The sequence below is a fragment of the Actinosynnema sp. NPDC002837 genome, from assembly GCF_040295345.1.
Classification (GTDB): Bacteria; Actinomycetota; Actinomycetes; order Mycobacteriales; family Pseudonocardiaceae; genus Actinosynnema.
On record NZ_JBEOVG010000003.1, the window covers coordinates 44,266 to 61,679 of the forward strand.

The window sequence follows — 17,414 nt, forward strand, 5'->3', positions numbered from 1 at the left end:
TCACTCCTGGTCACGCCGATCACGGTAGCCGCACCGATCCTCGCGAGTGGGCCGGTCGGAGACGGTCGGGTGCATGTCGAAAGCCACGTTTCGGATTGCGGCAAACGCCGGCGGAACCGGCGTGGCGGGTGATCGGATCGCAGGCGTGACCGCCGAGGAGACTGCCGAGGACGCCGTCCGCGCCGCGTTCGCCGCCGGACGTTCGCTGCGGTTCGACCCCAGGAGGCCCCAGCGCGAGCGCACGGTCCGCGGCGAGCTGCTGTCCGGGCTGCTCACCGAGGGCGGCCCGCGGACCGCCGCGCTGAGGCTGGTCGGCGCGAACGTCGTCGGCTCGTTCGCGCTGGAGGGCGCGCGGGTCGACCACGTGGTCGACTTCCTGGACTGCTCCTTCGAACGGCCGCCGGACCTGCGCATGGCCCGCCTGGTCGGCCTGCGCATGCGCGGCTGCAAGGTGCCCGGCCTGTGGGGCCGCAACCTGCGCGTCGGCAGCGACCTGGTGCTGGAGGCGGGCTTCACCAGCGACGGCGTGGTCGACCTGACCGACGCCTCGGTCGACGGCACGTTCCGGCTGGCCGGCGCCGTGCTGCGGAACCGGGGCGGCGACCACGCCCTGCTCGCCGCGCGCATCCGCCTGTCCGGCTCGTTGCAGGCCATCGCGCTGCGCGCGGGCGGCGAGGTGCGGCTGCGCGGCGCGGACGTCGGCGGCAACGTGCACCTCGGCGGCGCCCGCCTGCTCAACGCCGGCCAGAACGCCCTGGACGCCACCGGCGTCGCCATCGCGGGCACCCTGTTCTGCGACGCCGAGGGCGGCCGGTTCACCGCCGAGGGCCGCATCCTGCTCGACGGCGCGCGGATCGGCGGCAGCGCCGTGTTCTCCGGCGCCCGCCTGCACGCCAGCGTCGTCGACCGACCGGTCCTGGTGATCCCGCGCGGCACCGCCGACGAGGCCGCCGCGCTCGTCGCCGACCGGATGCGGGTGGAGGGCAACGTCGAGCTGGACGACGGCTTCACCTCCTCCGGCACGGTCCGCCTGCCCAACGCCGAGATCGGCGGCTACCTGCGGCTGTCCGGCGCGGTGATCGGCCGCCGGGACGCGGTGGAGGACCAGGCGGAGGACACCGGCGAGGTCGTCCAGCGCATCCCGGTCGCCCTGCACGCGGACGGCATCCAGGTGCGCGGCGACCTCGAAGCGCGCGGCGCGGTCAACGGCGGCTTCCACGGCGACGGCGAGCGCGACGCCGCGCTGAAGGCCTACGGCCAGGTGCGCCTGGTGGACGCGCACGTGCGGGGGAGCGCGTCCCTGTCCGGCGTCGAGCTGCACGGGCCGGGCATCGACGTCCTGTTCGCCGACCGGCTGCGCGTCGGCGGCACGCTGTTCCTCCGCGACCTGCGCGCCCGCGGCTCGCTGCGCCTGCAGAACGCCGAGATCGGCTCCACCCTCGACTGCTCCGGCGCGTCCCTGCTCGCGCCACGCCGCCGCCCCGACGGCACGGTGAAGCCGTCGCTGGACGCCCGCGTGGCCACCATCGGCAAGGACTTCCTGTGCAGCCACGGGTTCACCGCCGCGGGCGGCGTCCGGATCAGGCTCGCCGAGGTCGGCAAGATGGCCACGTTCGCGGGCGCGCGCCTGGGCGGTCCGGGCAGCGACATCGCGTTGAACGCCTACGGCCTCACGGTGAGCCAGCTCGTGCTGAGGCTCTCGGAGGACCGGATCCCGGTGGGCCGGGTCGTGCTGACGCGGGTCGGCGCGGCGACCGTGATGGACGGGCCGGGGCTGTGGGCGGCCACCGGCGGCGTCGACGTGGAGGACTTCACGTTCAGCTCGATCTCGTCCACGCCGCACGTGGACGTGCGCACCCGGCTGCGCTGGCTGCGCGAGGTGCAGCCGGACTTCGCGCCCGGACCCTACGAGCAGCTGGCCGCGGTGTACCGCGACGGCGGCGAGGAGGAGCTGGCGCAGCTCGTGCAGCTGGAGAAGCAGCACCGGCGCTACTCGGAGCTCGGCGTGGCCGGCCGGGTCTGGGGCTTCCTGCAGCGCTGGACGGTCGGCTACGGCTACCGGCCGTGGCTCGCGATCGCCTGGCTGACCGCGTTCTGGCTGGTGGGCACGGCCTGGTTCCTCGGGCACGAGATGCCGAAGCTCAACGAGGACGAGTCGCCGTCCTGGAACGCCTGGCTGCTGTCGATGGACCTGCTGATCCCGATCGTGGACCTCGGCCAGGACGGCAAGTGGAAGTTCAGCGGCGCCTCGCAGTGGATCTCCAGCACCCTGATCGCGGTCGGCTGGATCCTGGCGTCCACGGCCGCCGCCGGCGCGGCCAGGGTCCTCAAGCGCGTCTGATCACTCACCGTCACGGTCGGGAACACAGTGTGTTCGTCACACGATCCGGCGAACCAGGTGTGAATGGAGTGCGCCCGCGCCTCGCCTGCTGGCAGTCTCTCGTCGTCGGCTTGATCACCTCGATCACGTCGCCGGCGAATCCCAGTGCTCTTCGGCGGAGGTTCCAGCGATGTCGTGCGTTGACCAGCGAGCGGGAACGGGGGCGGGCCGCGTTCGGCGGCTGCTCTCCCGCGCCCTGCTGGTCGTCGGCGGCACCCTGGCCGGCACCGCCGCGGCCTGGGCGTTGTCCGCCACGGCGGCGTCGGCGCAGATCCCGGTCGTCGACCCGGTCACCGGGATCGCGCACGACTCGCTGCCGCCACGTGCGGCGGAGGGCCCGGTCGAGGCCGCGTTGGCCCCGGTCGGCCGGGCCGTGCACGACCTCGACACGGCGCTGAGCACCCCCCGGGTGCCCGAGCCGAGCCCGCCCGACCTGCGTCGGGTCGCGGAGGACATCCGCGACACCGTCGGGGGCGTGCGCGACTGGTTCCGGCACCCCGCGTCCGAGCAGGCGCCCGTCGACGTGGTCGTCGGCGGCACCGTGACGCGGCACGTCACCGAGACCACCCCGGCCGCCACCGCCGTGCCGGTTCCCGCCGGCACCCCGGTGGTGCAGGGGGTGTTCGGCAAGCTCAGCCGATCCTGGCTGGACGCGCCGCGGCCGCAGGTCGTCGCGCCGTCCGGCGACGACGGGCCCTCCCTGCCGGGAGACCCGTCCGGACTGCCGTCCATGCCGTTCGCGCCGCTCGGCGCGCCGGCCCACTGCTCCTGCGGTGGCGACGGCTCCGGCTCCTCCGGCGGCGGCAACGGCTCGTACACGGCCGCCTCCGCCGACCGCCTCGACCCCGCGGTGGCCCGGGCCTCGTCCCCCGCCACCGAGCGGAACACCGTGACGCCGGGCAAGCAGCCCGGCAGCACGCCCGACTGACCACAGCGCGCGGTCCGCGGCAGCTCATCGACGAGCTGACCCGGTGCTCGACCGTCGCGCCGCTCGCGTGCGCTCCCACACCGGTCGAGATGCCGCGCTCCCCCTGAAGAACAGACCCGGGTGGTCGTCGCCCCCGACGCGGTCGCCGCGTCCGACCACCCCTCACCTCCCGCAAGGGACACCGGAAGAAGGAGAACCCATGCAAACCTGGGCCAAGCGCGGTCTCCAGACCGCACTTGTCACTGGTGGTTTGCTGATGCTCGGCACGGGCATCGCTTCAGCCCAGGAGAACGTCAACCCCGACGCGAAACCGAACCCGCTCGACGCGAAGGTGCGCGTGCCGGTCGACGTCGACCACAACAACCTGGGCACCCTGGTCGGCAACCACGACCTGCCGACCATCCACGAGGAGATCGGCACGCCGAGCGCGGCCGACCTGCCCGTCCGCGACGTCGCCGTCCCGGCCAACCCCCTGGTCCGCACCGCGCAGGAGCGGACGGCGGGCGTCGAGGCCACGGGCCTGACCCGCGGCAACACCGCCGACGCCGACGTGGTCGTGCCGGTCAGCGTCTGCGGCAACGCGGTCGCCGCCGGCGGCAACGCCTACAGCGACGGCGTGTGCACCCAGTCGGCCACCAGCGCCGGCGAGATCAGGGCCGACGGTTCGCGCGGCACGCTGTCCGGCAACGTGGCGCACGCCGCCGCCGCCGTCTCGCCCCAGGTCAACGGCAACGCCGTCGCGGTCCTGGCCAACGCCGAGTCGCACGCCACGTCCTACCAGCGCGCGGTCGCGGGCGACCGCGTCCACACCTCGGGCGAGGACGGCTCGCTGTCGGGCAACATCGCCGCCGTGCAGGGCGCGGTGCCCGCGCAGGTGACCAACAACGCGGTCGCCGCGGGCGGCAACTCCTTCAGCGGGGCCTCGTCGTCGAACGACGCCCAGGCCACCGGCTCGCTGAGCACCACCGGCGAGCGCGGCACCGGCGCCGGCAACGTCCTCGGCGCACCGGTCGCACCGGTCGTCGCGGTCACCGGCAACGGCGTCGGCGCCGCGGGCAACGCGGACACCGCCACCGAGAACCGGGCGTCCGCCGACGCGGGCACCACCCAGCGCGACCGGACCGACCTCCCGATGTGGTCGTCCACCACGGGCGACGACGGCACCCTCGCGGGCAACGTGGTCCAGCCCGCGTTCGCCGGCCCTGTCGCCGCGGGCGACAACGCCGTGGCCGGCGGCGGCAACGCGCAGGTCGCCAACGCGATGGCGCACGACGCCGAAGCGGGCGGCAACAGCTACACCTCCGGCCAGGACGCGGTGCTGTCCGGCACCTTCGCCGACGCGCCCGTCGCCCTGCCGGTCTCCGGCGCGGGCAACTCGGTCTCGGGCGTGGGCACCACGTCGGCCCGGCACTCGAACGAGGCGACCGCGGTCTCCGGCGGCGACACCTACACCAACGGCGACCGGTCCGTGCTGTCGGCCAACGCGGCGAACCTGCCGCCGGCCGGCGCGGCCGACCTGTGCGGCAACGGCGTGGCCGGTGGCGGCATCGCCGACGCGGACTGCCACAACGACGTCGTCGCGGACTCCGGCGGCTACAACGGCACGACCGGCAACGACGCGGTCGGCTCCGGCAACATCGGCCAGGTGCCGCTCGGCGCGCCCGCCGAGGCGTTCGGCAACGGCGTAGGCGCGGCGGGCACGCCCACCGGCCGGGCCACCGAGAACAAGACCGTGCGCTCCGGCAAGGTCGCGACCAGCGTCGACGACAACGGCACCGTCTCCAGCAACGTGGTGTCCGCGCCGACCGCGCTGGGCGGCCAGGTGTTCGGCAACGCGGGCGGCGTGGTCGCCAACCCGACGTCGAGGACCGACAGCGACACCGAGATCGACCTCGGCAACGCGCCGACGGCCAACGGCAAGCACGGCTCCGCGTCGGGCAACATCGTGCACGTCCCCACCTCGAACCCGGCTCAGGTCTTCGGCGACTCCGCGGTCGCGGTCGGCAACGGCTCGGCCGAGACCGACAGCAAGCTCGACTCGCGCTCCGGCGGCGCGGCCACCACCACCGGCGACGAGGGCTCGCTGTCGGGCAACGTGCTGTCGCTGCCCGAGGCGTCCTCGCCGCAGGTGTTCGGCAGCGCCATCGGCGCGGGCAGCAACGTCGAGTCGGAGAGCCGCAACCAGTTCGGCTCGCACTCCGGCGGCGACGTGCAGACCTCCGGCGACGACGCGTCGTTCTCGGGCAACGGCATCGGCGCGCAGCCGTCGATCCCGCTGCAGGTGTTCGGCGACGCCGTCACCGCCGCGGGCAACGGCGAGTCCCGGACGGACAACACCACCGGCCTGATCGCCGGTGGCCGGCACCTGACCTCCGCCGAGGACAGCGCGTGGTCGGGCAACCTGCTCACCGCGCCCGCCGCGCTCACGCCGTCGGTGCACGGTGACGCCGTGACCGTCGCCGGTCTCGCGGACGCCGCGACCGCCAGCCGGTCGAGCAGCAAGTCCGGTGGCGTGACCACCACCGAGGGCAGCGGCTCGGTCACCTCCTACGACGTCGAAGCGCCGACCGAGGCGTTCGCCCGCCTGTTCGGCATCCCGGTGGAGGTGCTCGGCACCGCCACCACGAACACGCAGGACAGCAACGACGTGCGCACCGGCGACGACCGGGGCGAGCCCGCGCCGGTCGCCGACGCGAGCCGGGGCATCCAGCTCCCGGCGAGCCTCGACAGCCTGATGCGGGTCACCGAGCTGCCGGCGCTGGACCTCGTGGGCGCACTGGCCCAGTACTCCGTGCCGCTGGGCCTGCCGGGGATCGGCGAGCTGCGCGGTCTGCCGCTCGACCGCCTGCACCAGGTCCAGCTGCCGGGCAGCGGCCTGCTGGCCCGTGCGGTCCCGAAGCCGGAGGCGCCGGACCTGGACACGCCGGACCTCGACGCGCCGGACCTGGACACGCCGGACCTGGACGCGCCGAAGCCCGACCTGCGCAAGCGGGAGCTGTCGAAGGCCGCGCCGGTCGCCGCGCTGTCGAAGGCGGAGCTGCCGGAGGCGTCCGCGCCGATCGGCGCGCTGTCCCAGGCCCGGCTGCCCGAGGCGTCCGCGCCGGTCGGCGCGCTGTCGCAGGCCGAGCTGCCGACCCAGCAGCTGCCCCGGCTCGACACCCTCGAGCAGGTGTTCCGCCACGGCCTGCCCCCGGTCGCCGAGGCGACCCGCGCCGCCCTGAGCGCGGCGCCCTTCGCGGGGGTGCTGACCCGTTCGGTGTCCTCGGAGTCGGACGAGCGCTCGTTCGGCGGCAGCCTGCCGCTGGCCGGTGACCTCACCGCGACGCAGGGCCTGCCGGTCGTCGAGGACCTGCCGCTGCACAGCGTGCCCGCCGGTATCACCCCGGACGGTCGCGCCCTGTCGTCGCTGCCCGTCGCGGCGCCGGCCGGCCTGCCGTTCGTGCTGCCCGTGCCCGGTGTGGCGCAGCCCCGCAGCGAGTCCCCGATGGTGCCGCCGCTGGCGCTGAGCGGTATGAACGTCAACCCGGTGCAGGGTGGCGCCGGTCCGGCGCGGTTCACCGAGACCCAGGCGCCCGCCCTGGCGGGCATCGACGCGCGCAGCGTGTTCAGCTCGCTCGAGGACACCACCGTGATGCCGCGGATCTGATCCACCGATCCACACCTCCCGCGACCGGGCCCCTGGCACCTCAGTGCCAGGGGCCCGGTCCCGTTCACGGGGTCGGCTCAGCGGCGCAGGCGTTCCTCGACGTGCGCGATCACCGAGTGCAGCGGCGCCTCGCCGTCGCTGGTCACCCAGCACACCCGGACCCCGGTGCGCACGCGCTCGCCGCCGAGCCGCACCGCCCGCCCGGCCAGCTCGCGCACCCGGGCCGCGACCGCCTCGCCGCTGCCGTTCGGGTGCTCCGCGACCACGGCGAACGAGTCGCCGCCGTACCGCGCCACCGTGTAGTCGGCCCGTAAACCCTGCCGCAGCCGTTTCGCCAGCACGGCCAGCAGCTCGTCGCCGCGCTTGAAGCCGTGGGCCGCGTTCACCGCCGCCATCCGGTGCACGTCCGCCAGCACCAGGGTCGCCAACGTGCCCTGGGTCCGCGCCCGGATCAACGCCTGGTCCAGCCGGTCGAGCAGCAGCGCCCGTCCCGGCAGCCCGGTCAGCGCGTCGAGCAGCCCGGCGCTGTGCGGCACGTCCGCCTGCACCGGCCGCAGCAGCACCAGCACCTGCCCGCGCACCCCGATCGGGTAGTACTCGGCCCACACGTTGGCGTGCGGCAGCACCATCGGGATGGTCAGCGGTGATCCGGTGCGCAGCACCTGCGCGGCCAGCTCGGCGCAGCTGGGCAGCGGGGCGCCGGAGTCGTCGCGGGCGCAGGCGTCACCGAGCAGCGACGACGCCATCGGGTTCGCGGCGAGCACCACGCCGTTCTCGTCCTGGAGCAGTACCCCGACCGGCAGTTCCGAGACGAACTCGTCCCACACCGCACGGGAAGCCGTTGTCTGCACGGTACTCATAGGACTCGTGCCTTCCGCTGAGGCATGGCCTGTCCGTGAAGAGCCTCCCCGCAGGTAGCGGGCTTTTCAATAGGCCCGACGCCACCCGGTCCGGTGATCTTTGGCCGGCGGTGTAACGCCGAGCAGGTCCAGCATCCCGGCGAAGTCCTCTTCGGACACGATGGGCACCCGGTATGCCCGCGCCCGACGCGCCTTGCTCGACAGCGTGAACGGGTCGGCGGCCACGACCAGGCGGGTCGCCTTGGTGACGTACCCCTGGCTGACCAGCCCGGCCGACGCGGCGCGGTCGACCCACTCCTCGCGCGGCGCGTCCATCTGGCCGGTGAACACGACCCGGTCGCCGCGCACCAACGTCACCAGCTCCGGCCGTCGTGGCGCCGGAGCCGCCGTGCCGCGGCGCACCTCGACCACGTCGTCGGCCGGCGGCACGCGCGGCACGGGTTCGGCCTCCGGCACGCCGAACCCCAGGTAGTGGGCGAACAACCGGGCCGTGGCGCGGGCGTCGTGCAACGCGGAGTGCGCCGAGTCGAGCGTCACCCCGACCGCCTCGCAGCACGCCGCCAGCGATCGGCCGGCCCGGCCCGGCAGGTACCGGTCGGCCAGGCGCATCGTGCACAGGCCCGTCACCGGCAGGTCCACCCCGGCGCGGGCGAACTCGGCGGTCAGGAACCGGGCGTCGAACGACAGGTTGTGCGCGACCACGACCCGTTCGGCGAGCCGTGCCGCCAGGGCGCCCGCGGCCTGCGCGAACGTCGGCGCGTGCCACACGTCGGCCGCGCGGATCCGGTGCACGTGCTGCGGCCCGAGGTCGCGCCCGGGGTTGAGCAGGGTGCACCACTCGTCGGTCACCCGGCCCGCGTCGTCCAGCCCGACGACGGCCACCTCGACCACCCGGTCCGCACCGCGCGCGGCGAACCCGGTCGTCTCCACGTCGACCACCGCGTACCCCATGATCGACGAACCCTACCGATCATGGTCACGTGCTCAGCGCGCGGAGCACGAGATCGACCACCGCGTCCGCGAACTCACCGGTCAGCGGGGCCGTGCGCAAGAACCACCGCTGGTAGACCGGTCCCAACAACAACTCCACCGCCGCCGACACGTCGACGTCGGGCCGCACGTCCCCCAACCGCCGGGCCGCGTGTAATCGCTCCTCCAGCGCCATCCGGCGCGGCATCAGCAGCAACGTCACCAGGTCCGTGCGGGACTCGTGCACCAACAGCCGGCACACCTGGTCGAACCGCCGTTCGGCCAGCTCCTCGGCCGCGGCCCGCAACTCCCGCTTGAGGTCGACGGCCAGCACACCGCTCGGCAACTCGTCCGCACCGGCCGGCCCGAACTCCACGAACGCGTCGAACAGCAACGGCCCCTTCGACGGCCACCACCGGTAGATCGTCTGCTTGCCGACCCCGGCCCGCGCCGCCACCGCCTCGATGGTCAACCGGGAGTGGCCGAGCGCCTCGACCAACTCCAACGCGGCCAAGAGGATCGCCCGCCTCGAACGGTCGCTGCGCCGCGCCGCGTCGGGTGGCATCCATCGATCGTAGGCGCAGTCGGGGAATGACTCACCACGGACGCAACCGGTGGCCCCGGAGCACCCCGAACGCCGGGCCCCGGTGTCGGTAGTTCGCCTGACATCGCGGCCGTCGCGGAGATCGTATGGTGCCGGAGTCGCCCGGCGGCCCTACCCGCCCGTCGTGACTCCCAGGGGGATCGCAGCTTGTCCTACCAACCTCGAAGTCCTCAGCACCACCCGCAACAGCCGTACCCGCAGCCGCCGTACCCGCAGCCGCCGTACCCGCCACCGCACCACCCGCAGCCGCCGTCGCCGTGGACCGGGGTTCCGCCCGGCCCGCCGAAGAAGCGCACGGGCCGCGTGGTCGCCGTGGTCGTCGTGGTGCTGGTGGTGCTCGCCGGCGCCGGCGGCGTGTGGTTCTGGCAGTCGGGTGGCGGGTCGTCGGCGGTCGGCGAGGACCTCCCGAAGAACCCGGCGCTGGACCGGCTCGCGTTCCCCGACCTGGGCGCCCTCCGGCACGGCGACGGGGTCGACGCGCTGTGCGGCTCGATGGCGGAGGTGATGACGGGCCGCGGTTACCGGCCGATCTCCCGGGGGAAGACGGGGGGCGGGATCAACTGCCGCTTCATCACGCCCGGGCTGTCCTTGTTGACCGACGGCGCGCTCATGATGAGCTCCGACGTCGCCACCTGGCGAGGCGACGCGGACGACCGCTACCAGCGCTTCTACGACCTGGCCGTGCGCCAGCGGGACGCGCAGCTGAAGAACCCCGGCTACGCGTCGAGCAAGATCGAGCACTTCCCCGCCGGCGACGGGGGGTACGTCTTCCACCGGGAGACGAAGGCGGTCGGCGCCACCGGCGCGCGGACCGACACCGAGGCGGTGTTCCGGTCGGGTGAGGACCTCATGTGGGTCGCGCTCTGGGGCAACGTGCACCGCGCGGCCAAGGGCGGCGAGCGCGTCCTGGCCGACCCGCTCACCGAGGAGGTCACCTACGGGGAGATCTCCGACATCGTCAAGTCGCTCAGCGGCGAGGGGCAGCCGGGCGCGCCGCGGATCACCAAGCCGGAACTGGCGCAGCAGCCGACCCTGGCCGCGACCAAGGCGAAGCCGGTTGCCGGTGGCACCACGACCAAGGACGTGTGCGCGAAGTTCGACGGGGCGGCCGGGCAACTCGGTGTCGCCGCCGTGCCCAACCGCGGTGGTTGCGTGTACGACCCGCCGGACGGCGCGTCGTACGGCGAAGGTTCCGTGCACCGCACCGTCGAGATCGCCGTCGGAGTGGAGGAGAAGGACTCCAACACCCCCGCCGAGGAAGAGCTGGCGAGGGAGCTGAGGAGCCTGCTGGGACGGACCTCCGACGATAAGTACGAGTTCGGGAAGGTGTGCGAGCTCCCGGTGGGAGACACCGGGTACGCCGTCTACTACACCCTGAAGGGTGGCGGGGGCAGCAGCTCGGGTTACGTGCAGGCCGGTTACGTGGTCGACGGCACGACGCACGTCGTGGTCAAGGTCACCAGCCGGGTCAAGAAGGGTCGTGACCTGGTCGCACCGCCCGAGGAGGCCCTGGTCGCGGACCTGGTGACCGTCCTGACCGCGATCGGCGGCTGACGAAGAGCGGCCGCCGCCCGCTCGGCGCGCCGCGCCACCAGGTACGCGTGCGGGGACTTGCCGTACGCGTCGCGGAACTCGCGGCTGAGGAGTCCGGCGGGCAGGCCCGCGGCGCGGGCGAGCGCCAGGACGTCCAGCGGCCGTGCGTGCTCGCGGTCGATCCGGTCGCGCACCCGGCGCAACCGCGCCAGGTCTTCGCGTCGCTTCGCCTCGGCGCGTGCGCGCGCCCACGCGGGGTGGCACATGGCGGGACCTCCCCGTTCAGCGGAGCTCTTGGATGCGGATCAGGTTGCCCGCGGGGTCGCGGAAGGCGCAGTCGCGCACGCCGTACGGCTGCACGGTCGGCTCCTGGACCACCTCCGCGTCGCCCGCCTGCACCTTCTCGAACGTCGCGTCGAGGTCCCGGGTGGCCAGCAGGATCCAGCCGTAGGTGCCCTTGGCCATCATCTCGGTGATGGTGCGGCGCTCGTCCTCGGTGACGTTGGGGTCGGCGGCGGGCGGCGCGAGGAGGATGGACGTGTCGGGCCGGCCGACGGGACCGACCGTGATCCAGCGCATCCGACCCTGGCCGACGTCGCTGCGGACCTCGAAGCCGAGGGTGTCGCGGTAGAAGGCGAGGGACGCCTCCGGGTCGTCGTGCGGGAGGAAGCTGGTGTTGATCGTGAGGTCCATGCGTTCAGCCTAAGCACGCCTCTTGACCTGCGCTTCTCGATTCGTGATCGCTCGCGGTTCGGGCCAGCGGCCGAACCCGTCCGCCCGACCCGCCGACCGCCGCCGCCGGGCGTCAGCCCTGGGCCAGGTCGGCGAAGCGGCTGTAGTGGAGCTGGTGGGCGACGGTGATGGTGGCCGTCGGGCCGGCGCGGTGCTTGGCGATGATCAGGTCCGCCTCGCCGGCGCGCGGGTCGTCGCGTTCCCAGGCGTCCGGGCGGTTGATCAGGATCACCATGTCGGCGTCCTGCTCCAGCGAGCCGGACTCACGCAGGTCGGACAGCTGGGGGCGCTTGTCGGTGCGCTGTTCCGGGCCGCGGTTGAGCTGGCTGATCGCGATCACCGGCACCTCGAGCTCCTTGGCGATCAGCTTCAGGTTCCGGGAGAACTCCGAGACCTCCTGCTGACGCGACTCGGTGCGCTTGCCCGACGACATCAGCTGGAGGTAGTCGACCACCACCAGCCGCAGGTCGTGGCGCTGCTTCAACCGCCGCGCCTTGGCCCGGATCTCCATCATGGTCAGGTTCGGCGAGTCGTCGACGAACAGCGGCGCCTCGCTGATCTCGCTCATCCGCCGCGCCAACCGGGTCCAGTCGTCGTCGCTCATCCGCCCACCGCGCATGTCGCCGAGCCGGATGCGCGCCTCGGCGGAGAGCATGCGCATGACGATCTCCGTGCGCGACATCTCCAGCGAGAAGATCGCGCTGGTCAAGCCGTGCTTCACCGAGCACGACCTGGCGAAGTCCAGGCCCAGCGTCGACTTGCCCACACCGGGCCTGGCCGCGACGATGATCATCTGGCCCGGGTGCAGGCCGTTGGTCAGCTCGTCCAGGTCCGCGAAGCCGGTGGGGATGCCGAGCGACGAGCCGCCGCGCGAGGCGATGGCGTCGATCTCGTCCATGGTCGGCTGGAGCAGCTCCTCCAGCACCACGTAGTCCTCGGTGGTGCGGCGCTCGGTGACCTCGTAGATCGCCGCCTGCGCCCGGTCGACCACCTCGTCCACGTCCGCGCCCTCGGCGCCGTTGTAGCCGAGCTGCACGATCCTCGTGCCCGCCTCCACCAACCGCCGCAGCACGGCCTTCTCCGCCACGATCTCGGCGTAGTAGGAGGCGTTGGCCGCCGTGGGCACGGTGGCGATCAGGGTGTGCAGGTACGGCGCGCCGCCGACGCGCAGCAGCTCGCCCCGGCGTTCCAGCTCGGCGGACACCGTGATCGGGTCGGCCGGCTCGCCGCGCCCGTACAGGTCGAGGATGCAGTCGTACACGGCCTGGTGCGCGGGCCGGTAGAAGTCGTTGGGGGCCAGGACCTCGACCACGTCGGCGATCGCGTCCTTGCTCAGCAGCATCCCGCCCAGCACCGACTGCTCGGCGGCGAGGTCCTGCGGCGGCTGCCGTTCGAAGCCGGGCTCGGCCATGCCCCGGTCGTCCACCAGCGCCACCGTGAGCTCACCCCAATCTGCTGCCGTGCGGATGTTGTACCTCGTGGGTCCGACAAAGTCCGCCGCGCCACGCCCCGTGGTCCAGCGACGCTAGAGCCACCTGGATGGCGTAGGCAAACCCACCTGTGGACAACTCGGTGGACAGCTTGGGGATGGTCGCGCCCAGCTGACCACAGGGCTGGGGAAACCTGTGGACAACCTGGGTACAACTCAGGCCCAGACAAAAGTTTGGCCTGGTCAAGTCCTGTGGATAAGTTTGTGGAAAAGTAGTGCGTCACACCTTCGGCGTGTCGCGTGTAACCGCCGGCACGGCGTGTCGCGCACAACGTGTCACAAGAGTTGTCCACAGCCGGACGTGCGAAAGCGCCGCCCGACCAGAACACCTGGTCGAACGGCGCTTCCGGGGAAAAACGTCAGACCGCGCTCGCGACCTCGACCGAGAGCGACACGGTGACCTCCGGGTGGAGCCGGACGTTCACCGAGTGCTTGCCGAGGGTCTTGATGTGGCCCGCGATCTCGACGGACCGCTTGTCCAGCGTCGGGCCGCCGGCCGCGCGCACGGCCGACACGACGTCGGACGAGGTGACGGAGCCGAACAGCTTCTTCGAGCCGGCCGCGGACTTGGCCTTCAGCGTCACGGAGCCGAGGCCCTCGAGCGTGGCCTTGATCTCCTTGGCGTGGTCCAGGTCGCGCACCCGGCGGGTGTCCTGCGCCCGGCGGATGACCTCGACCTGCTTGGTCGCGCCCTTGGTGGCCATGATCGCCAGGCCGCGGGGCAGCAGGTAGTTGCGGCCGTAGCCGTCCTTGACCTCGACGATGTCGCCGGGGCCACCGAGGCCGGTCACGTCAGCGGTGAGGATGAGCTTCACGATGCCGTCCCCTTTCTCAGCGAGCGGTCGAGGTGTAGGGCAGCAGCGCCATCTCGCGGGCGTTCTTGACGGCGACCGCGACGTCGCGCTGGTGCTGGGAGCAGTTGCCGGTGACCCGGCGGGCGCGGATCTTGCCCCGGTCCGAGATGTACTTCCGGAGCAGGGTGGTGTCCTTGTAGTCGATCAGGTTGGCGTTCTTGTCCTTGCAGAACGCGCAGACCTTCTTCTTGGGCTTGCGCACAGGCGGCTTGGCCATGTGTGGACTCCTGGTATTACGCAGTGAAGTGTGGAGTGGACCGGTGCCGGTCTAGAAGGGGGGCTCGTCGGCGAAGCCACCGGAGCCGGCCGGGGGCGCGGAGCCCCACGGGTCGTCGGCCGGTGCGCCGCCGCCGCCACCGCGAGACTGACCGCCGCCGCCGAAGCCGCCGCCGCCGTCTCCACGGCTGACCTTGTTGACCTTCGCGGTCGCGTAGCGCAGCGAGGGGCCGATCTCGTCGACCTCAAGCTCGATGACGGTGCGCTTCTCGCCTTCCTTCGTCTCGAAGGAGCGCTGGCGCAGCCGCCCGGACACGAGCACGCGCGAACCGCGGGTGAGGGACTCGGCCACGTTCTCCGCGACCTGCCGCCACACGTTGCACCGCAGGAACAGCGCTTCGCCGTCCTTCCACTCGCCGCTCGCCTTGTCGAACGTGCGGGGGGTGGAGGCCACGGTGAAGCTCGCCACCGCGGCGCCGGACTGGGTGAAGCGGAGTTCGGGATCGGCGGTCAGGTTCCCGACCACCGTGATCGTCGTCTCGCCTGCCATGTCTCGGCGCTCCTAGGCCTTGGCCGCGGCCTTGGCGGCGATCCGAGCCGCGGTCTTCGCGGCCTTGGCGGGATCGCGCCGGATGACCTTCGTCCGGAGCACCGTCTCCTGCAGGCCGAGCTGGCGGTCCAGCTCCTTCACCGCGTCGGGGGTCGAGATCAGGTCGAGGACGGCGTAGATGCCCTCGGCGCTCTTGTTGATCTCGAAGCTCAGCCGGCGCTTGCCCCACACCTCGACCTTCTCCACGTTGCCACCCGTGGTGCGGATGACGTTGAGGAACGTGTCAAGGGACGGCGCGATCGTGCGCTCGTCGAGACTGGGGTCGAGGATGACCATCACTTCGTAATGACGCATGAAGACCACTCACCTCCTGTGGACTCGGCGGCCACGGACGTTCCGTGGCAGGAGGGTCGTCGCGTCAGCAACCCGTGAAGGGTAACAGGCCGCCGGGCGGTGCTTCCCGGCGGCCTGTTCACGCAGGTCAGAGGCCCCAGCTGAGGAGGTTCTGGCGGACCTCCTCGATGATCCGGGTGCCCCGGTTGTGGCTGGTGTAGCCGTAGGCGTGGATGGCCACCGCGCAGGCCGCGGAGCAACCGCTGTCGTAGTTGTAGACGGGCGAGCCGCTCTGCCCGCCGATGGTGTCCAGCAGGTAGTGGAGCTGGCGGGCGTTGGTGGCGGTCACGGTGTTCGAGGTGTACCACTGCGTGGCGTAGGGCTTGTCCTGCGGGTAGCCCCGGGTGGTGACCGTGGTGCCGTCGAGCGAGGCGGTGGACGTGCTCAGGCCGAACCAGCCGGTGGTGTCGCCGATGGTGCAGGTGAGCTTGAGGGTGGCGTAGTCGTACTCGGTGTTCCGGTCCTGGGTCCACCCGGTGACGGTGTAGGCGTTGGACACGCCGCAGCTCCCGTACGGCGACGAGTCGCCGTTGCGGCCGGGGTACACGGTGAAGTCGGTGTTCCACGCGGCCGCGTCGAGGTTGTAGACGCAGTGGGCCGCGGTCGCCACCGCGTCCGCCTCGTACAGCCACCCCGTGCACCAGCTCGTCGTGCCGGTGGGCTTGGTGTAGGTGAAGCGGACCGTGGCGCGGGCCGGGTAGTCGAAGGTGTAGGTGGCCTGGACGCGCTCGTCCGGGGCGATGATCGACTGGACGGAGAACTCGTCGGGGTTCACCGTCGCGGGCTCCGGCCCGGCCACCCGGCGCACGCCCTTGGCGTCGGACAGGTCGCCGGTGCCGGTGAACCCGTCGCTCGTGCCGAGCTCGCCCGCGGGTATCCGTTTGATCGCCGGACCCACGCGGCCGTCGGCGGAGACCGGCGTGTTCGGGTCGAGGGCGGGCGCGGCGACCGAGGTCGGGGCCGAGGCGAGGGTCAGGGTCAGGCACAAGGCGGCGAGCGCGGGCACGGTTCTCGTGATCATCATGCTGGGAACGCTCCCAGCACCCGAGGTCGCTGGACAGCGAGCAGACGCACGAAGAACGGGCGTCCGGTTGGTCCTTCTGGGGCCTCACGCGGAGGCGACGGCCCGGCGCAGCACCCAGGTGCGCACGAGAGCGCCCGTCACGCACGACAGCAGCAGCACGGCCAGCAGCACGGGAGCCGCCACGCCGCCGCCCATCCGACCCGAGCCGGGCAGCGCCTGCGCCCGGCCGGCGGTCTGCACGCCGTCGGAGTCGTCCCCGCCCGGCACGCCGTAGCCGGGCCGGTAGCCGCTCACGCCGCCGCCGTAGCGCACGCCCGGTGACGGCGCGTACTGACCGGGCACGGCGAACGGCAGGGAGCCGTAGCTGAACAGCGGCACGCGGCCGAAGTTGCCGCCCCACGGGTTCGAGCCGTACAGCGGCACGTCGAGCCCGCCGACGCCGCCGACCGGGCTGTTCGCCGGCGCCTGGCCGTTCGGGGTGGCGCCGGGGTTCGAGGTGCCGGGGTTCGCGCCCGGCCGGCCGGTCTGCGGTGGCTGGTTCGGCGTCGGCTTGGTCCCGGGCAGCCCGGGAAGCTGGCCGGTGGCCTGCTGGGAGGCGTCCGCGAGCGCCTTGGACCCGTCCTGGACGGGCGCGGCGGCGGCGTTGACGCCCTGCACGGTGACGCCGCACAGCTTGGTCAGCTCGGCGCGCACCCCGTTGGAGAGCGTGACGATGATCGGCCCGAGCAGCGGCAGCTTGATCAGCTCCGCGTTGACCTTGTTCGCGATGTCGCCGCCGGTGATGACGCCCGAGCCGGTGGGGATCGCGCCGATCGCGATGGGCGGCAGCGCCGAGAACGCCTGGCGGAACGGCTCCGCGAGCGGCGGGCCGAGCAGCGGGATCGCGCGGATCAGCTGCACGATCGGGTCGAGGACCGCGGTCGGGCTCAGCGCCACCGGTGTGCCCGGCTCGCCCTGCACGGTGGTCGCGCAGCTGCCCACCACGACGGGTTCGGCGGCCACGGCCGAACCGGAACCGGCCGCGGCGCCGGCCGTGCCGACCGCGAGCACGACGGCCGCCGCGCTCACCAGCCGAATGAGCCGGATCCGCATGTCTGGCCTCCTGGCGTGGCGGCTGCGCTTCTCGTTTCCTACTTGCAAGTAACGAGCGTAGGTGCTCGTGGTGACGCGGGCCATCCCCCTCGACGACAAATTTGGTATCGGCGGCGGGCGGCGGTGCGTTTCGGCGCCCGACTA

15 protein-coding genes are annotated in these 17,414 nt (G+C 72.9%); 4 read left to right on the forward strand and 11 right to left on the reverse strand.

What is annotated here, in order from left to right; translation table 11 throughout:
* Nucleotides 1–145 precede the first annotated feature (145 nt).
* From ABTZ99_RS02950 to ABTZ99_RS02960, 3 genes are all read left to right on the forward strand, one after another.
* Nucleotides 146–2,341 (forward strand): hypothetical protein, encoded by a 2,196-nt coding sequence (locus ABTZ99_RS02950; protein WP_498771448.1) that lies wholly within the window; start codon nucleotides 146–148, stop codon nucleotides 2,339–2,341.
* Nucleotides 2,342–2,510: 169 nt separating this feature from the next.
* On the forward strand, nucleotides 2,511–3,308 hold the full coding sequence (locus ABTZ99_RS02955) for a hypothetical protein (protein WP_498771450.1): 798 nt from the start codon (nucleotides 2,511–2,513) through the stop codon (nucleotides 3,306–3,308).
* Between the two features lie 199 nt (nucleotides 3,309–3,507).
* Entirely contained in the window at nucleotides 3,508–6,954 is a 3,447-nt protein-coding gene (locus ABTZ99_RS02960; protein ID WP_499607696.1) for a beta strand repeat-containing protein, read from the forward strand.
* Between the two features lie 77 nt (nucleotides 6,955–7,031).
* Here ABTZ99_RS02960 and ABTZ99_RS02965 read toward each other — a convergent pair whose 3' ends face one another.
* From ABTZ99_RS02965 to ABTZ99_RS02975, 3 genes are all read right to left on the reverse strand, one after another.
* Nucleotides 7,032–7,814, reverse strand: a complete 783-nt coding sequence (locus ABTZ99_RS02965; protein ID WP_498771454.1) for a GGDEF domain-containing protein — start codon at nucleotides 7,812–7,814, stop codon at nucleotides 7,032–7,034.
* 66 nt (nucleotides 7,815–7,880) lie between these two features.
* Nucleotides 7,881–8,765 (reverse strand): exonuclease domain-containing protein, encoded by an 885-nt coding sequence (locus ABTZ99_RS02970; RefSeq protein ID WP_499607698.1) that lies wholly within the window; start codon nucleotides 8,763–8,765, stop codon nucleotides 7,881–7,883.
* 25 nt (nucleotides 8,766–8,790) lie between these two features.
* Nucleotides 8,791–9,348 carry a TetR/AcrR family transcriptional regulator gene (locus tag ABTZ99_RS02975; protein ID WP_498771458.1) on the reverse strand — a complete coding sequence of 186 codons (558 nt, stop codon included), beginning with the start codon at nucleotides 9,346–9,348 and terminating at the stop codon, nucleotides 8,791–8,793.
* A 186-nt stretch (nucleotides 9,349–9,534) separates the two neighbouring features.
* Between ABTZ99_RS02975 and ABTZ99_RS02980 the strand changes: the two genes are divergently transcribed.
* Complete coding sequence (locus ABTZ99_RS02980; RefSeq protein WP_499607701.1) at nucleotides 9,535–10,941, forward strand: hypothetical protein; 1,407 nt, start codon at nucleotides 9,535–9,537, stop codon at nucleotides 10,939–10,941.
* Nucleotides 10,942–11,202: 261 nt separating this feature from the next.
* Here the strand turns inward: ABTZ99_RS02980 and ABTZ99_RS02985 are convergent, their stop codons facing one another.
* From ABTZ99_RS02985 to ABTZ99_RS03020, 8 genes are all read right to left on the reverse strand, one after another.
* Nucleotides 11,203–11,613: a VOC family protein gene (locus ABTZ99_RS02985; RefSeq protein ID WP_498771462.1), complete on the reverse strand. Its 411-nt coding sequence runs from the start codon at nucleotides 11,611–11,613 to the stop codon at nucleotides 11,203–11,205.
* 112 nt (nucleotides 11,614–11,725) lie between these two features.
* Entirely contained in the window at nucleotides 11,726–13,087 is a 1,362-nt protein-coding gene (gene dnaB, locus ABTZ99_RS02990) for a replicative DNA helicase (RefSeq protein WP_073897890.1), read from the reverse strand.
* A gap of 413 nt (nucleotides 13,088–13,500) precedes the next feature.
* A complete protein-coding gene (gene rplI / locus ABTZ99_RS02995; RefSeq protein ID WP_498771960.1) occupies nucleotides 13,501–13,959 on the reverse strand; it encodes a 50S ribosomal protein L9 in 459 nt (152 codons plus the stop codon).
* Between the two features lie 13 nt (nucleotides 13,960–13,972).
* A complete protein-coding gene (gene rpsR / locus ABTZ99_RS03000) occupies nucleotides 13,973–14,212 on the reverse strand; it encodes a 30S ribosomal protein S18 (RefSeq protein ID WP_015805710.1) in 240 nt (79 codons plus the stop codon).
* A 51-nt stretch (nucleotides 14,213–14,263) separates the two neighbouring features.
* On the reverse strand, nucleotides 14,264–14,761 hold the full coding sequence (locus tag ABTZ99_RS03005; RefSeq protein ID WP_053714490.1) for a single-stranded DNA-binding protein: 498 nt from the start codon (nucleotides 14,759–14,761) through the stop codon (nucleotides 14,264–14,266).
* A gap of 12 nt (nucleotides 14,762–14,773) precedes the next feature.
* Nucleotides 14,774–15,115: a 30S ribosomal protein S6 gene (gene rpsF, locus ABTZ99_RS03010; protein ID WP_123748234.1), complete on the reverse strand. Its 342-nt coding sequence runs from the start codon at nucleotides 15,113–15,115 to the stop codon at nucleotides 14,774–14,776.
* Between the two features lie 127 nt (nucleotides 15,116–15,242).
* Nucleotides 15,243–16,178: a trypsin-like serine peptidase gene (locus ABTZ99_RS03015; protein WP_498771468.1), complete on the reverse strand. Its 936-nt coding sequence runs from the start codon at nucleotides 16,176–16,178 to the stop codon at nucleotides 15,243–15,245.
* 84 nt (nucleotides 16,179–16,262) lie between these two features.
* Nucleotides 16,263–17,270: a hypothetical protein gene (locus tag ABTZ99_RS03020; protein ID WP_498771470.1), complete on the reverse strand. Its 1,008-nt coding sequence runs from the start codon at nucleotides 17,268–17,270 to the stop codon at nucleotides 16,263–16,265.
* Nucleotides 17,271–17,414: the final 144 nt, after the last annotated feature.

What these genes read in the sequence shown, in the direction of transcription:
- ABTZ99_RS02955 (WP_498771450.1), top strand. Translation starts at nt 2,511, where the DNA reads ATGTCGTGCGTTGACCAGCGAGCGGGAACGGGGGCGGGCCGCGTTCGG.
- ABTZ99_RS02960 (WP_499607696.1), top strand. Translation starts at nt 3,508, where the DNA reads ATGCAAACCTGGGCCAAGCGCGGTCTCCAGACCGCACTTGTCACTGGT.
- ABTZ99_RS02965 (WP_498771454.1), bottom strand. Translation starts at nt 7,814, where the DNA reads ATGAGTACCGTGCAGACAACGGCTTCCCGTGCGGTGTGGGACGAGTTC.
- ABTZ99_RS02970 (WP_499607698.1), bottom strand. Translation starts at nt 8,765, where the DNA reads ATGGGGTACGCGGTGGTCGACGTGGAGACGACCGGGTTCGCCGCGCGC.
- ABTZ99_RS02975 (WP_498771458.1), bottom strand. Translation starts at nt 9,348, where the DNA reads ATGCCACCCGACGCGGCGCGGCGCAGCGACCGTTCGAGGCGGGCGATC.
- ABTZ99_RS02985 (WP_498771462.1), bottom strand. Translation starts at nt 11,613, where the DNA reads ATGGACCTCACGATCAACACCAGCTTCCTCCCGCACGACGACCCGGAG.
- rpsR (WP_015805710.1), bottom strand. Translation starts at nt 14,212, where the DNA reads ATGGCCAAGCCGCCTGTGCGCAAGCCCAAGAAGAAGGTCTGCGCGTTC.
- ABTZ99_RS03005 (WP_053714490.1), bottom strand. Translation starts at nt 14,761, where the DNA reads ATGGCAGGCGAGACGACGATCACGGTGGTCGGGAACCTGACCGCCGAT.
- rpsF (WP_123748234.1), bottom strand. Translation starts at nt 15,115, where the DNA reads ATGCGTCATTACGAAGTGATGGTCATCCTCGACCCCAGTCTCGACGAG.
- ABTZ99_RS03015 (WP_498771468.1), bottom strand. Translation starts at nt 16,178, where the DNA reads ATGATGATCACGAGAACCGTGCCCGCGCTCGCCGCCTTGTGCCTGACC.
- ABTZ99_RS03020 (WP_498771470.1), bottom strand. Translation starts at nt 17,270, where the DNA reads ATGCGGATCCGGCTCATTCGGCTGGTGAGCGCGGCGGCCGTCGTGCTC.